This is a genomic window from Streptomyces tsukubensis (genome assembly GCF_003932715.1).
Classification (GTDB): domain Bacteria; phylum Actinomycetota; class Actinomycetes; order Streptomycetales; family Streptomycetaceae; genus Streptomyces; species Streptomyces tsukubensis.
In genome coordinates this window covers 1,334,442-1,348,794 of the sequence record NZ_CP020700.1, presented here as the reverse complement: position 1 = coordinate 1,348,794, position 14,353 = coordinate 1,334,442, and the positions used below count along the sequence as shown (strand labels likewise).

The window sequence follows — 14,353 nt, the reverse complement described above, 5'->3', positions numbered from 1 at the left end:
GGAGTGCCGCAACCAAGCGCTCCGGTGCGGGCCCGGGCGCCACCGGTACGGCGCGGAGTACGCCCGGGCACGCGCTGAGCGAACACCTCTCGGCGGCCGAGGCGAGCCCGTGGCCCCGGGGCTCAAGCCGCTGCGTTGTGGCCGCACCGCAGTGGCGCGGCCGGTCCGCCCCTGCGTCAGGGCCGGTCGAGGCGCCGCCCGGGCTCCCCGGTGCCGTCCGGGGGCGCCGCGCCGCGGATCCGTCCGGCGCGCCGGTGGGCCGCGACCCGCTCCCGGGTCGCGCAGCGACGGGAGCAGTAGCGGCGGACGGGGCCGCTGCCCTGCGTCAGGAAGACGTCTTCGCACGCGGGGGAGGCGCAGATACCGCCGGGCGGCCGCTGCCGGTCCCAGACCAGGACGGTCAGGGCCAGGGACGAGGAGGCCAGCAGCCACTCGCCCCACGGTGCGTCGTCATGGCTGTCGAGATGAGGGTGCCAGGGCGATGCGCCGCCGTGCGACGTCAGCCGCAGCGGTCCGGCGCTCAGCGGCAGCAGCGCGTTGAGCCGCTCCGCGGCCGTATCGACGTCGTCGGCCGCGAACACCGCGCGCAGCTTCTCCGCGGCCTCGCGCAACTGGGCGACGTCCCGGCCGGACAGCCCGTTTGCCACCTGCTCGCCGTGGGCGCGCAGTACCGCCGCCACCTCGTCCGGTGCCGGGACCCGGGGGCCGGACAGCGCATTGACGAGAGCGGCGGTACGGGCGGCGACCGCCGCCACGGAATGCCGGGCCGACCAGCCGTCGCGCCGGTTTCCGCCAAGGGCCGGAGTATCTGCCGAGACCATGCGGAGACCGTAGCGCATGTAACGCATCTGGTGAATGTTTGAGTTACCCGCGTAACGTGCTGCGCATGCAGAAGCGTTACGGATGGTGGTGCTCCGACCTGCGGCGGTACGCCCGGCACCGCACCGGTCCCGCCCGGACCGGCAGCCGCGCACCCCGCCACGGCCGACCCGCGCCGCACGACGGTCCATCGGCGCCGCACGACGCAACCGAGCGCGGGGCCGCCCCCGGCGACCGGCGGTCGTACGGGCTCGCGCAGTACACGGCAGGAGCGGTGGTCGCCCGCACCGGTGACGAGATGTCCGGGCCCGCCCTGCTGCTCGCCGGTCTCGCCACCACCGGCTCCGCCGTGACGGCGTCCACGCTCCTGGCCGCCGTCACCGTCGCCGCGGCGGCGGGCGGGCCGCTCCTCGGCGCCCTGCTGGACCGGTCCGCCCGTCCCGGCAGGCTCCTCGCCGGGGCTCTCGCCGGATACGCCCTGGCCCTCCTGGTGATCCTGCTCTGTCTGGGCCGGGCACCCATCGGGCCGACCCTCGCGGTCGCCGTGCTCGCCGGACTCCTCGGACCCGCCGTCGCCGGCGGCTGGACCTCCCGGCTTCCCGGCGTCGTACGGGCGGACCGGCTCGACCGGGCGAACACGCTCGACGCGATGACCTTCAACGCCGCCGGGCTCCTCGGCCCTCTCCTCGCCGGGGGCACCGCCCTGTTCGCGGGCGCGGGCACCGCGGTCGTGGTCTCCGCTGCCCTGGTCGCGACGGCAGTGCCCGCGGCCCTCCACCTCACCGGACCCCGACCGCGCACCGTCCCCTCCGCCTCCACATCCGCCTCCGCCTCCACATCCGCATGCGTCTCCGCGAAGGCTCCCGTCCCCCCGGCCCCCGCCGACGCTCCCTCCGGCCCGTCCCCCGCACCCGCCCGGGAGGCGCGGACCGGGCCGGAGACTCCGCACCGGCCGTCCGTCCGCACCGAACTGGCCGCGGGATTCCGGGCGATCGCGGAAACCGGACCCCTGTCCCGGGCCACCGCCTCCTCCGTCCTCTCCTGCGCGGGCCAGGGCACCTTCCTCGTCTGCGCGCCGTTCCTCGGGGCACAGGTGCTGGGCGACCCCGGCCACGGGACGCTCCTGCTCGCCGTCGTCGCGGCGTCCGCCCTCGCCGCCAACGCCCTTGCCGTCAACGCCCTGTCGGCCCGCCGCCGGACGCCGCCGCGCCCCGAGACGGTGCTCGCGGCGAGCACGGCCCTGCTCGCCACCGCCCTCGCCCTCATGGCCACGTACCACCCCCTCGCCGTCGTCGCCGGTGCCGTTCTCCTCGGCGCGGGCGAGGGGCCGCAGCTCACCGCGCTCTTCGCGATCCGCCACCGGGAAGCGCCGGAACGGCTGCGCGCCCAGATCTTCACCACCGGAGCCAGTCTGAAGATCACCGGCTTCGCGGTCGGCGCGGCCGCCGCCGGACCTCTCGCCGCCCACTCCCCGGCGATCGCCCTGACGGCCGCCGCGATCGTCCAGCTCCTCGCCGTCCTCCCCCTCTCCGGCCGTGGCCGCCGCCGGGACGGAAGAATGGGACGACGAGACCGCGGTACGACACCCGTGACCAACACCCCGCCCGGGAGGCCACCATGCTCCACACCGACGACTTCGCCGACACCGGATGGGTCACGGTCCGCGTCGCCGGGGACCGGGAACTGACGGTCTCCTTCGACGCCACGCCCGGCACCGGGCCCGGCGGCCCTTCCGCGCAGATACTCGACGCCCTGCTGCCCCGGGTGCGGGACCTGCTCACCGACTTCGACACCGTCCGCCGTACCGCCGTCGACCATCTCTGGCAGTGGGGAGCGGAACCGTCCGACACGGACGACGACCGGGCCGAGTTCATCGCGACCATGCACCCCGCCGAACTCGTCGTCCGCGAGGACGGCGGATTCGCCCTCCACTACACGGAGACGGGCGGCCGGATGCTCGACGGCTACTGGCCCGCCGTCCACTTCACGGCCGACCGGGCCCCCACCGAGGTCACTGTCGAATGCTGATCCACCGGACTCCCGCCGCCGCCCCGTCACCTCCTCCACGGCCCTGACGCTCCAAGGGCCCGAGCCGCCCGGCTGCCCGCGCCGACTGCTCCCGCAGACCCGGCCGGGCCACCGGGCCGGGTCCCGGCGCGATCGGCGAAGCCCCGCCGGGCGGCCTCCGGTCCCCGCCGGATCCCCCGGCGGCCATCCGGCGGAACCGTTTTTGCGCCCCCCTCCACCCCGTTGGACGATCACCGAAAGGCGAGGACCGGACCGACGCACAGGAGTGCTCGTGGACGACGGCGACCACCGGCCACCACCGGCGGACGGCACGGCGAAGGCCGCCGGGGAGCCACGCGGCGGACTGGACCGGCGGCGCTTCCTCGGTGCCGCGGCGGCGGGCGCGGCCGGTATCGCCACCGCGGCCACCGCCTGCGACACCGGTCCCGGCGGCCCGCCGACCACGGCACCCCGGCGTGATCGCACCGGAGCCGGTGAGACCAGCGCGGCCGCCGAGCGGGCGGAACGCGACCGCCCCGGAGACGCCGACTGGCGGATCACCTCCCAGGGCCCGCCCGACGCCGTCGAGGGCTATACCGACCGCACGGCCGTACCACCCGGCGGCGCATTCGGCCTCCACGTCTCCACCACCGCACCCGGATTCACCGTCTCCGCCTACCGCATCGGCTGGTACGGAGGCGCCAGGGCCCGCCTCGTCTGGCGCTCGGACCGGCTCCCCGGCCGCCGCGCACCGGCCGCCCGCTTCCTCCCCGACACCCGGACCGTCCGGGCGGACTGGCCGCGCACCACCACCGTCCGCACCGACGGCTGGCCACCGGGCGCCTATCTGCTCCGTCTCGACGCGGACCACGGCCACCAGCGCTACATCCCCCTCGTCGTGCGCTCCCCGAGCGCCGAGGGCCGCACCGTGGTGATGCACGCCGTCGCGACCTGGCAGGCGTACAACACCTGGGGCGGTTACGACCTCTACCGCGGCCGTGACGGCTCCTACGGCTCCCGCGCCTACGCCGTCTCCTTCGACCGGCCCTACAACGCCGACGGGGCCGAGAAGTTCCTGGCCTACGAGCGCGCCCTCGTCGTCCTCGCCGAACGGCTCGGCATCCCCCTCGCCTACACCACGGGACTCGACGTCCACCGCGACCCCGACGCCCTGCGCGGCGCCCGCGCCCTCCTCTCCCTCGGCCACGACGAGTACTGGACACCGGAACAGCGGCAACGGGTCACCGGCGCCCGGGACGCCGGGACCAATCTCGCCTTCCTCGGTGCCAACTGCTGCTACCGGCGGATCCGCCCGGAGGAGGGACCGCCCGGCGAACTCCGCACCGTCGTCTGCTACAAGACCGACTACCGCCGTGATCCCTACCTCGCCTCCCATCCCCGCTTTCCCACCAACGACTTCCGCCAGGATCCCGCGCCCGACCCCGAGTCCCGGCTCGTCGGCGTTCTCTACGAGGGCTTTCCCGTCGATGCGCCCTATGTCGTCCACAGCCCCGACCACTGGCTGTTCGAGGGCACGGGGGTACGGCGGGGAGACCGCTTCGACCATCTGGTGGGTGTCGAGTACGACCGGGTGATGACCGATATGCCCACCCCCCGGCCGCTGGAGATCCTCGCCCACTCACCCCTGGTGTGCCGCGGCCGGCCCAGCCACGCCGACTCCTCCTACTACACGGCCCCGAGCGGTGCCGGAGTCTTCTCGTCCGGCACGATGCGCTGGGTCGAAGGGCTGATGGCCGGGACCACCGAGAACGGACGCAACCACGCCATGGACGCCCGTACCGGAGCCTTCACCACCCGGACCACGGAGAATCTGCTCCGCGCCTTCGCCGAGGGCCCGGCGGCGACCGTCCGGCCACACCCCAGGGACAACGTCGCCACGTTGTACCCGGCCTGACGATCCCGGACCCCGGCGCTCCACCTCCGCGGAGTTCGCTACCCACGCCGCACCACCAGCCCCTCCACCTCGTACGACATCTCCGAAACGGCGGGATCCGGAGCCGGGTGATAGCGCCCCGCGCAGACCGAGAGATTGACGATGAGATACGCCTGCCAGCGTCTCCCCACGCCCCGGTAGTCCGCGTACACCCGTCGGCCGTTGACCCACCACACCACCGAGCGGGCCCCCAACTCCACCAGCAGATCGACCCAGCCGCCGGGCTCGATCGCCGGATCCCGGTAGTAGCGCTGCCCGCCCCGGACCCGGTTCGACAGCTCCAGCAGATCGGGATTGTCCGGGTGGTACTCGAAGACGTCGATCTCCTGGCCGCCGTCGCGCCAGGTCCAGATCGCCGGCCAGGCCCCCATCTCCACCGGCAGCTTCACCCGCGCCTCCAGCACATCACCGGCGCGCACCATGAAGCCTTCCTCACTGCCCTCCGTCGTGAGCAGCCCCGCGTCCCACTTGCCGTCCTCCCGCCGGGTCGCCCGGAACACCCCGCCCCGGCTGTACGCGGGATCCTCCACCAGATGGTCCAGCTTGTTGTCCCCCGGATTCTCCGGACCGCCCCCCGGATAGGCCCAGGAACGTCCCGCGACCCACTGGGAGGCCGACGCGAAGTCCGCGGTGAAGACCACCTCACCGCCCCCCGGGCCGCCGCCCCCGCCGGGCAGCGGCCACCAACGCCTCAACCTCTCGAATCCGGTCACCAGCACCGCGCACCTCCCGTACAAACAGTCGATCAGTCCCCGATCCGGGTTCTGCCCGCGCCGTCACCACCCATGCCGAAGCCCTTACGCAATGACACGAATTGGTGACACAGGGCGACAGTGAAGTGTTCGGGAGTGCTCGGGAGTGCGCTGCGGCGCACGGCCGGAGGTGCTACCCCGGCGGCCCGAGGTCTCCCTTCACCGCCCTCCGGATGATCGGCGGCCGGCCCCAGAGGGCCAGGAGTTCATTCGCCAGGTCCACGTTCGGCAGCGGATCCCGGCCGTAGTCCTCGATCCCGGCGGCGAGAAGACTCCGGGGAACGGCTCCCGCGTCCAGCAGGACCCGCCAGTCCGCGGGGCCGAGTTCGAGGAACTCCAGCCCGGTGAGACCGGCGATCTCCCGGGGGTCGGCAAGCGTCCCCGGATGCGCGGACAGCGTCCGCAGTCCGGGCAGCCCGACGACCGGGGCGAGACTGAACGGCTCCCCCTCCCACACCCCGAGGGACAGCACCTCCAGCCCGGGGTGCGCTGCGGCCTCGACGCTCCGCACGGACCGCTCGTTCACCCAGGCCACCGGCTCGGGACCGGGCTCCCGCACCGCGCCGCCCGCGCTGTGCCGGCCCAGCACCAGGTCCGTGAGGGAGTCGGCGACGAGCCCGGCGCCGATGTTCTCCTCGTGCGAGATGACGATGATCTGGCCGATATGTCCCCCCGCGCCCGGCGTCAGGTCGATCGCCAGCCGGTCCCCGCCACCGGTGTCCCCGAACACGATCCACCCCGGTGACCCGACCAGCCCCTGTACCGCGTCACCGGGCCGGGCGCCGGACGCGTCCAGCGCAGCGGACGCCCAGGACCAGGGGCGGGACGACGGGTCCGCGATATGCACCCGGTCCGGTTCGAGCAGCTCGCAGCCCACCGCCCGGAAGATCTTCGAAGCGGGCCGGTCCGCCCGGCGGGCCCGGGTGGCCCGGTACAGCGCCTTCAGCTCCGCGGGCAGCGCGATACCGAGACGCTCCTCCGCCGCTGCGAGCTCTGCCTCCGTCGCCCCGACGGCATCGGGCAACCGCTCCCGCAGCGTCCGCTCCAGCAGCCCGGGATCCGCCGAAGGAGCCGCCACCGCCCCGGGTGCGGATGCGGGAAGCCGGCGCCGGGGGGCGGGAACGGCCCCCTCGACCAGCAGCAGCACCCCCGGACCCGTACCCCCGGCCGCGGACTCCACCGCGGAACTCGGCCCGATCAGCTGGAGCGCGGTCCGGCCGTCGGCCGCGATCTCCGCGCAGAACGAGACCTCTTCGGCCCCCACCGCCTCCAGCGCGCCCCGGACCCGGTCCACCGCGTCCATCTCGTCCTGCACGCCCTCGACCCGCGCCGCACCTCCCGGCCCCGGGCCGGGCCGCACCAGGTCCAGGCTCCACGAGCCCCGCCCGATGCGCCCCACCACCCGAACCGGAGGCCCACCGCTCCGGGCCGCCCGGCCGGCGCGGAGCAGCCGCAGCACCGGCTCCCAGGTCGTGAAGGCGAACACCGGCGCGGATGAAGGGATGTTGTCGGTCATGCGCCGACCGTACGAGGCGCCACTGACGCGCCACCGAGCAACACCGACACCGCCGCCCGTCCCGGCGGTGTCGGCCATTCGAGTGATTGCATAAAAGTTCGGCGCTGCGTATAGTCATGCCATCGACGAGGAGGGTTCGATGGTGGTACGTGTCGCGGTAGCAGGCGCAAGCGGGTACGCGGGCGGGGAGCTGCTCCGGCTGTTGTCGGCGCACCCCGGTGTCGAGGTGGGTGCCCTCACGGCGCACTCGAACGCCGGGCAGACGCTCGGTGCGCTGCAGCCGCATCTCGTGCCCCTGGCGGACCGGGTGCTGCAGGAGACGACGGTCGAGGTGCTCTCGGGGCACGACGTCGTCTTCCTCGCACTGCCCCACGGGCAGTCGGCGGCCGTTGCCGAGCAGCTGGGCGACGAGGCGCTGGTGATCGACATGGGCGCCGACTTCCGGCTGGAGTCCGCCGCAGACTGGGAGAAGTTCTACGGGTCCGCCCACGCGGGGACCTGGCCCTACGGACTGCCCGAGCTGCCCGGCGCCCGCCCGGGGCTCGCCGGGGCCAAGCGGATCGCCGTGCCCGGGTGCTATCCCACCGCCGTATCCCTCGCGCTCTTCCCGGCGTACGGGGCGGGGCTGGCCGAGCCCGATGCCGTGATCACCGCCGCCTCCGGCACCTCCGGCGCCGGAAAGGCCCCCAAGCCGCATCTGCTGGGATCCGAGGTCATGGGCTCCATGAGCCCGTACGGCGTGGGCGGCGGCCATCGGCACACCCCCGAGATGATCCAGAACCTCAGTGCCGTCGCAGGCCGGCCGGTCACGGTCTCCTTCACCCCCACCCTCGCCCCCATGGCCCGCGGCATCCTCGCCACCTGCTCCGCCAGAGCCCTTCCCGGCACGACCGCGGCGGACGTCCGGACCGCCTATGAGAAGGCCTTCGCCGACGAGCCCTTCGTCCATCTGCTCCCGGCCGGACAGTGGCCCGCGACCGCCTCCGTCTACGGCTCCAACGCGGCACAGGTTCAGGTTGCCCTCGACGAGGCCGCGGGCAGGATCATCGCCATCAGCGCCATCGACAACCTCACCAAGGGCACCGCGGGCGGCGCCGTCCAGAGCATGAACATCGCACTCGGACTGCCCGAGGGGACCGGTCTCTCCGCGATCGGCGTCGCCCCATGAGGACCAGCGCCACCGCAACCGACACCGATACCGAAACTTGGAACACATCCGCGGCTGTCGCCGCCACAGAGGAGACCCAGTGAGCGTCACCGCAGCGCAAGGATTCACCGCCGCGGGCATCGCGGCAGGAATCAAGCAGAACGGCAATCCCGACCTGGCTCTCGTCGTCAACACCGGGCCCCGCCACGCCGCCGCGGGCGTCTTCACCAGCAACCGCGTCAAGGCCGCTCCGGTCCTCTGGTCCGAGCAGGTCCTCAAGGGCGGCGCCGTCACCGCCGTCGTCCTCAACTCCGGCGGAGCCAACGCCTGCACCGGCCCCCAGGGCTTCCAGGACACCCACGCCACCGCCGAGAAGGCCGCCGAACTGCTCGGACACAGCGCGGGCGAGATCGCCGTGGCCTCCACCGGCCTCATCGGCACCCTGCTCCCCATGGACAAGCTGCTCCCCGGCCTCGACACCGCCGCCGCGCAGCTCGACACCGACGGCGGGGAGAAGGCCGCCATCGCCATCAAGACCACCGACACGGTCCACAAGACCGCCGTCCACCGGGGCGACGGCTGGACCGTGGGCGGTATGGCCAAGGGCGCGGGCATGCTCGCCCCCGGGCTCGCCACCATGCTCGTCGTCCTCACCACCGACGCCGACCTGGACTCCGCCACCCTCGACCGCGCCCTGCGCGACGCCACCCGGACCACCTTCGACCGGGTCGACTCCGACGGCTGCATGTCCACGAACGACACCGTGCTGCTGCTCGCCTCCGGATCCTCCGGCACCACCCCCGGCTACGAGGACTTCGCCGCCGGAGTGCGCACCGTCTGCGACGACCTCGCCCGCATGCTCATCGGCGACGCCGAAGGAGCCTCCAAGGACATCCGGATCGAAGTCATCGGCGCCGCCACCGAAGCCGACGCCGTCGAAGTCGGCCGCTCCATCGCCCGGAACAACCTCCTCAAATGCGCCATCCACGGCGAGGACCCCAACTGGGGCCGAGTGCTCTCCGCCATCGGCACCACCGGCGCCGCATTCGACCCCGACCGGCTCAATGTCGCCATCAACGGCGTCTGGGTCTGCAAGAACGGCTCCTTCGGGGAAGACCGGGACCTCGTCGACATGCGCTACCGCGAGGTCGGCATCACCGCCGACCTCTCCGCCGGATCCGAGTCCGCGGTGATCTGGACCAACGACCTCACCGCCGACTACGTCCACGAGAACAGCGCCTACAGCTCATGAGCACCCGGAAGCACACCGCGCTCCCCAAGGCCCGGATCCTCATCGAGGCCCTGCCCTGGCTGACCCGCCACCACGGGAAGACCGTCGTCATCAAATTCGGCGGCAACGCCATGGTCGACGACGACCTCAAAGCCGCCTTCGCCCAGGACGTGGTCTTCCTCCACCACGCCGGGCTCAAGCCCGTCGTCGTCCACGGCGGCGGCCCCCAGATCAGCGCCCAGCTCGACCGGCACGGCCTCGACAGCGAGTTCAAGGCCGGACTGCGCGTCACCACCCCCGAAGCCATGGACGTCGTCCGGATGGTCCTCGCCGGCCAGGTGCAGCGTGAACTGGTCGGACTGCTCAACCAACACGGCCCCCTCGCCGTCGGCATCACCGGCGAAGACGCACACACCATCACCGCCACCCAACACCGGCCCACCATCGACGGCGAACTCGTCGACATCGGCCGGGTCGGCGAGATCAGCGCAATCGACACCGGAGTCGTCGAAGCCCTCCTGGAGAACGGCCGGATTCCCGTCGTCTCGTCGATCGCCCGCGCAGAGGACGACGGACATGTCTACAACGTCAATGCTGATACGGCGGCTGCGGCACTCGCTGCGGCGCTTGGCGCGGAAACCCTGATGGTCCTCACCGACGTCGAAGGCCTCTACGAGGACTGGCCGAACAGCGACGAAGTGATCAGCAGACTGACCGCCACCGAGCTGGAGAAGCTCCTGCCCGACCTCTCCAGCGGCATGGTCCCCAAAATGGAGGGCTGCCTCCACGCCGTACGCAACGGAGTGCAGACCGCACGCGTCATCGACGGCCGCGTCCAGCACTCCATCCTGCTGGAAATCTTCACCGACGAAGGCATCGGCACCATGGTCGTGCCCGATGGACGGGCCACCCCCGGCACCCCGGGGAATCAGGGGGAAACAGCCGTATGACCACCAACCACGAGAACGTCCAGCGCTGGCGGGACGTCATGGCCGACAACTACGGAACCCCCGGACTCGCCCTCACCCACGGCGAAGGGGCCACGGTCCACGACGCCGACGGCACGGCCTACCTCGACTTCGTCGGCGGAATCGCGGTCAACGCCCTCGGCCACGGCCACCCCGCCGTCGTCGAGGCCGTCACCCGCCAGATCTCCGCCCTCGGCCATATCTCCAACCTCTTCATCGCAGAACCCCCCGTCACCCTCGCCGAACGGCTGATCCAGCTGTCCGGCCGTCCGGGCCGGGTCTTCTTCTGCAACTCGGGTGCCGAAGCCAACGAAGCCGCCTTCAAGATCGGCCGGCTCACCGGCCGCCGGCATATGGTCGCCACCCACGGCGGCTTCCACGGACGCACCATGGGCGCCCTCGCCCTCACCGGCCAGCCCGCCAAACAACAGCCCTTCCTCCCGCTCCCCGGCGATGTCACCCATGTGCCCTACGGGGACGCGGAAGCGCTGCGCGACGCCGTCACCGAGGACACCGCCCTGGTGATCATCGAACCCATCCAGGGCGAAAACGGCGTGGTGACCCCGCCCAAGGGCTATCTCACCGCAGCCCGCGACATCACCCGGGCCACCGGCACGCTCCTCGTCCTCGACGAAGTACAGACCGGCATCGGCCGAACCGGCCACTGGTTCGCGGCCCAGGCCGAAGGCGTCGAGGCCGATATCGTCACCCTCGCCAAGGCACTCGGCGGCGGACTGCCCCTCGGCGCCACCCTCGCCTTCGGCCCGGCCGCCGACCTGCTGAAGCCCGGACAGCACGGCACCACTTTCGGCGGCAACCCCGTCGCCTGCGCCGCCGGACTGGCCGTCCTCGACACCATCGCGGCCGAAGGCCTCCTCGACGAGGTCAAACGCCTCGGTGAGAAGATCCGCAGCGGAGTCGAATCGCTGAACCACCCACAGGTGTCCCATGTCCGCGGTGCCGGACTCCTGCTGGGTATCGTGCTCAAGGAGCCCCTCGCACCCCAGGTGCAGAAGGCGGCTCAGGGCGCCGGGTTCCTGGTCAACGCCCCCGCCCCCGATGTCGTACGGCTGATGCCGCCACTGACCATCGGAGAGGAGGCGGTGGACGCCCTCCTCCAGGCACTGCCCGGCATTCTGGACCAGGCGGAAGGACAGAACGGGGAATGAGACGACGATGACCGAGGCGCGAGACAGTGCGGCACAGGACGCCAGGGACGCCCGCGATATCCAGGCGGCCGCGGTGGCAGCACAGATGGCCGAGGCCGGCGGACCCGCGGTACCGCAGACCCGGATGGCCCGCCACCGGCGGATCGTGGACATCCTCAACCGCCAGCCGGTGCGTTCCCAGAGCCAGCTCGCCAAGCTGCTCGCGGACAACGGGCTCAGCGTCACCCAGGCGACGCTCTCCCGGGACCTCGACGAACTGGGAGCCGTCAAGATCCGCAACACCGGCGGTGAGCTGATCTACGCGGTCCCCAGCGAAGGAGGCTTCCGGACCCCCCAGGCCCCCCTGGGAGAGTCCGCCAAAGAAGAGCGCATGCGCCGGCTCTCCGGCGAACTGCTGATCTCCGCAGAGGCATCGGCGAACCTGGTGGTGCTCCGCACCCCACCGGGAGCGGCGCAGTTCCTCGCCTCCGCCATCGACCAGGCCGAACTGCACGACATCCTCGGCACCATCGCCGGGGACGACACCCTGATGCTGATCAGCCGGGACCCGGTCGGCGGCCAGGCGCTCGCCGACCATCTCCTCCGGCTCGCCCAGGGAGCCCGCTGACCGCGGTCCGCCCAAGGACCACCGACGGATCGCCCACGAATCGCCGACGGATACGGGGCCCACCGCCGACACGCTCATCCACGCGTGACGGCCGTGGGCCCCGACTCCGTTCCCACGGCGATATGCGGTCGCCGCCCGGGATCCGCCCAGACCAGAATCCGCGCCATGTCCTCGGCCGGTACGGAAACACAGCCCGCCGTCGGACCCTCCCCGTTCACATGGAGGAAGATCCCGGCCCCCCGGCCGCGCACCGGCCGGTCGTAGTTGAAGCCGATGACCAGCCCATGGGCGTACTGAACGCCGTAGTCGGCCATATGCTCCGCCTCCGCCGCCCGGCAGTCCGGCGGCAGGCCCTCCACCCAGCGGTTGTACTCGGCGGAGTCGTTGTCCTGGCACCAGTACGACCGGTCGGTCACCTGCCGGTAGGGAAAACCGGCCCCTTCCGGCGCGGGCGAGAGACCGAAGGCGTACGGCAGGTCGTACAGCCCCGTCGGAGTGGTCGAGGTGCCCTGCACCCGCTCGCCGCCCGCCACCAGCCCGTTCGCCCCGAACCGCGCGGGCGCCGACCCCGCCTCGGTCCACCGTCCGTCGGCTCCCCGGTCCCACCACACCACCCGGCCCGTCGTGGACCCCGTATCGGGCGCCACCGCGGTGATCAGCTGCGTACCCCCGCCGGTATCCGCCATCCGCTCCGGCAGAGGAGTCTCCGGAGCCGGTTCCGCCGGTCCCGGTACGGCCGCCGACGGGGGCGCCGCGAGCGGCGCGGGCGGCGGGGAGAACGCGACCGTCCCGGCCGTGAGCAGCAACAGGACGGAGAGCGGAAGGAGGCGACGGCGCATGTCTCCCGACCGTACGCACACCCCGCGGGCCCCGCGTCCCGAGCCGGTCCGTCCGGGCCCGCACACCCCCGAACGGGGGCGTTGACGAAACATACGGGATCATGCATACTTATGCCATCACCGAATGCATCGTTAAGGAGAAGCCCGTGACCGAGCGCGTCGTACTCGCCTATTCGGGCGGTCTGGACACCTCCGTCGCCATCGGCTGGATCGCCGAGGAGACGGGCGCGGAGGTCATCGCCGTCGCCGTCGACGTCGGCCAGGGCGGCGAGGACCTCGACGTCATCCGCAAGCGCGCGCTCGCCTGCGGTGCGGTCGAGGCCGAGGTGGCCGACGCCAGGGACGAATTCGCCGACGAGTACTGCCTCCCGGCGATCAAGGCCAACGCTCTCTACATGGACCGCTACCCGCTGGTCTCCGCCCTCTCCCGGCCCACCATCGTCAAGCACCTGGTCGCCGCCGCCCGCAAGCACAATGCGGGCATCGTCGCCCACGGCTGCACGGGCAAGGGCAACGACCAGGTGCGCTTCGAGGCGGGGATCACCGCGCTCGGCCCCGACCTCAAGTGCATCGCGCCGGTCCGGGACTACGCGATGACCCGGGACAAGGCGATCGCCTTCTGCGAGGAGAAGCAGCTTCCGATCGCCACCAGCAAGAAGTCCCCGTACTCCATCGACCAGAACGTCTTCGGCCGCGCCGTCGAGACCGGCTTCCTCGAAGACATCTGGAACGCCCCGATCGAAGACATCTACGAGTACACCTCCAACCCCGCCGAGCCCCGTGAGGCCGACGAGGTCGTCATCTCCTTCAAGGAAGGTGTCCCGGTCGCCATCGACGGCAAGCCGGTCACCGTCCTCCAGGCCATCCAGCAGCTGAACGAGCGGGCCGGAGCCCAGGGCATCGGCCGGATCGACATGGTCGAGGACCGACTGGTGGGCATCAAGTCCCGCGAGGTCTACGAGGCGCCGGGTGCCATCGCCCTGATCACCGCTCACCAGGAGCTGGAGAACGTCACCGTCGAGCGCGAGCTGGCCCGCTACAAGCGGCAGGTCGAGCAGCGCTGGGGCGAGATGGTCTACGACGGCCTGTGGTTCTCCCCGCTGAAGCGCGCGCTGGACGGCTTTATCAACGAGGCCAACCAGCATGTCACGGGCGATATCCGGATGACCCTCCACGGCGGCCGCGCCGTGGTCACCGGCCGGAAGTCCGAAGAGTCGCTCTACGACTTCAACCTCGCCACCTACGACACCGGTGACACCTTCGACCAGTCGAAGGCCCAGGGCTTCATCGAGATCTTCAGCCTCTCGGCGAAGATCGCCGCCCGGCGTGATCTGAACGCCTGAT

At 72.2% G+C, this 14,353-nt stretch carries 13 protein-coding genes; 9 read left to right on the top strand and 4 right to left on the bottom strand.

The window, feature by feature from the left end; translation table 11 throughout:
• Window positions 1–176 precede the first annotated feature (176 nt).
• A complete protein-coding gene (locus tag B7R87_RS04560; protein WP_233168765.1) occupies window positions 177–821 on the bottom strand; it encodes a CGNR zinc finger domain-containing protein in 645 nt (214 codons plus the stop codon).
• A 65-nt stretch (window positions 822–886) separates the two neighbouring features.
• On the opposite strand from B7R87_RS04560, the gene B7R87_RS04555 reads away from it, so the two are divergent.
• From B7R87_RS04555 to B7R87_RS04545, 3 genes are all read left to right on the top strand, one after another.
• A complete protein-coding gene (locus B7R87_RS04555) occupies window positions 887–2,506 on the top strand; it encodes an MFS transporter (RefSeq protein WP_130585307.1) in 1,620 nt (539 codons plus the stop codon).
• Complete coding sequence (locus tag B7R87_RS04550; protein ID WP_006350258.1) at window positions 2,437–2,847, top strand: hypothetical protein; 411 nt, start codon at window positions 2,437–2,439, stop codon at window positions 2,845–2,847. The genes B7R87_RS04555 and B7R87_RS04550 overlap by 70 nt, the downstream gene beginning before the upstream one ends.
• A 271-nt stretch (window positions 2,848–3,118) precedes the next feature.
• A complete protein-coding gene (locus B7R87_RS04545; protein WP_187144583.1) occupies window positions 3,119–4,741 on the top strand; it encodes a N,N-dimethylformamidase beta subunit family domain-containing protein in 1,623 nt (540 codons plus the stop codon).
• A gap of 38 nt (window positions 4,742–4,779) precedes the next feature.
• On the opposite strand, the gene B7R87_RS04540 is transcribed toward B7R87_RS04545, so the two are convergent.
• Together B7R87_RS04540 and B7R87_RS04535 are read right to left on the bottom strand one after the other, a co-directional pair.
• Window positions 4,780–5,421 (bottom strand): LamG domain-containing protein, encoded by a 642-nt coding sequence (locus B7R87_RS04540; protein WP_006350260.1) that lies wholly within the window; start codon window positions 5,419–5,421, stop codon window positions 4,780–4,782.
• Window positions 5,422–5,665: 244 nt separating this feature from the next.
• Entirely contained in the window at window positions 5,666–7,048 is a 1,383-nt protein-coding gene (locus tag B7R87_RS04535) for an SMI1/KNR4 family protein (RefSeq protein WP_006350261.1), read from the bottom strand.
• Between the two features lie 139 nt (window positions 7,049–7,187).
• Here B7R87_RS04535 and argC point away from each other — a divergent pair, with 139 nt between their 5' ends.
• The 5 genes from argC to B7R87_RS04510 all read left to right on the top strand — a co-directional run bounded on the left by argC (window position 7,188) and on the right by B7R87_RS04510 (window position 12,170).
• Window positions 7,188–8,216 (top strand): N-acetyl-gamma-glutamyl-phosphate reductase, encoded by a 1,029-nt coding sequence (gene argC, locus B7R87_RS04530; RefSeq protein ID WP_006350262.1) that lies wholly within the window; start codon window positions 7,188–7,190, stop codon window positions 8,214–8,216.
• 79 nt (window positions 8,217–8,295) lie between these two features.
• Entirely contained in the window at window positions 8,296–9,447 is a 1,152-nt protein-coding gene (argJ, locus tag B7R87_RS04525) for a bifunctional glutamate N-acetyltransferase/amino-acid acetyltransferase ArgJ (RefSeq protein ID WP_006350263.1), read from the top strand.
• Window positions 9,444–10,376 carry an acetylglutamate kinase gene (gene argB, locus B7R87_RS04520; protein WP_006350264.1) on the top strand — a complete coding sequence of 311 codons (933 nt, stop codon included), beginning with the start codon at window positions 9,444–9,446 and terminating at the stop codon, window positions 10,374–10,376. The genes argJ and argB overlap by 4 nt, the downstream gene beginning before the upstream one ends.
• Window positions 10,373–11,563, top strand: coding sequence for an acetylornithine transaminase (locus B7R87_RS04515; RefSeq protein WP_006350265.1), 1,191 nt, complete (start codon window positions 10,373–10,375; stop codon window positions 11,561–11,563). The genes argB and B7R87_RS04515 overlap by 4 nt, the downstream gene beginning before the upstream one ends.
• Window positions 11,564–11,648: 85 nt before the next feature.
• A complete protein-coding gene (locus tag B7R87_RS04510; RefSeq protein WP_040916808.1) occupies window positions 11,649–12,170 on the top strand; it encodes an arginine repressor in 522 nt (173 codons plus the stop codon).
• Window positions 12,171–12,244: 74 nt separating this feature from the next.
• Here the strand turns inward: B7R87_RS04510 and B7R87_RS04505 are convergent, their stop codons facing one another.
• Window positions 12,245–13,009: a L,D-transpeptidase family protein gene (locus B7R87_RS04505; protein ID WP_006350267.1), complete on the bottom strand. Its 765-nt coding sequence runs from the start codon at window positions 13,007–13,009 to the stop codon at window positions 12,245–12,247.
• A gap of 146 nt (window positions 13,010–13,155) precedes the next feature.
• Here B7R87_RS04505 and B7R87_RS04500 point away from each other — a divergent pair, with 146 nt between their 5' ends.
• A complete protein-coding gene (locus tag B7R87_RS04500; RefSeq protein ID WP_006350268.1) occupies window positions 13,156–14,352 on the top strand; it encodes an argininosuccinate synthase in 1,197 nt (398 codons plus the stop codon).
• Window position 14,353 lies beyond the last annotated feature (1 nt).

Bases quoted from the DNA above. Each gene is read 5' to 3' on its own strand.
- B7R87_RS04560 (WP_233168765.1), bottom strand. From the start codon at position 821: ATGGTCTCGGCAGATACTCCGGCCCTTGGCGGAAACCGGCGCGACGGC.
- B7R87_RS04555 (WP_130585307.1), top strand. From the start codon at position 887: ATGCAGAAGCGTTACGGATGGTGGTGCTCCGACCTGCGGCGGTACGCC.
- B7R87_RS04550 (WP_006350258.1), top strand. From the start codon at position 2,437: ATGCTCCACACCGACGACTTCGCCGACACCGGATGGGTCACGGTCCGC.
- B7R87_RS04535 (WP_006350261.1), bottom strand. From the start codon at position 7,048: ATGACCGACAACATCCCTTCATCCGCGCCGGTGTTCGCCTTCACGACC.
- argC (WP_006350262.1), top strand. From the start codon at position 7,188: ATGGTGGTACGTGTCGCGGTAGCAGGCGCAAGCGGGTACGCGGGCGGG.
- argB (WP_006350264.1), top strand. From the start codon at position 9,444: ATGAGCACCCGGAAGCACACCGCGCTCCCCAAGGCCCGGATCCTCATC.
- B7R87_RS04515 (WP_006350265.1), top strand. From the start codon at position 10,373: ATGACCACCAACCACGAGAACGTCCAGCGCTGGCGGGACGTCATGGCC.
- B7R87_RS04510 (WP_040916808.1), top strand. From the start codon at position 11,649: ATGGCCGAGGCCGGCGGACCCGCGGTACCGCAGACCCGGATGGCCCGC.
- B7R87_RS04505 (WP_006350267.1), bottom strand. From the start codon at position 13,009: ATGCGCCGTCGCCTCCTTCCGCTCTCCGTCCTGTTGCTGCTCACGGCC.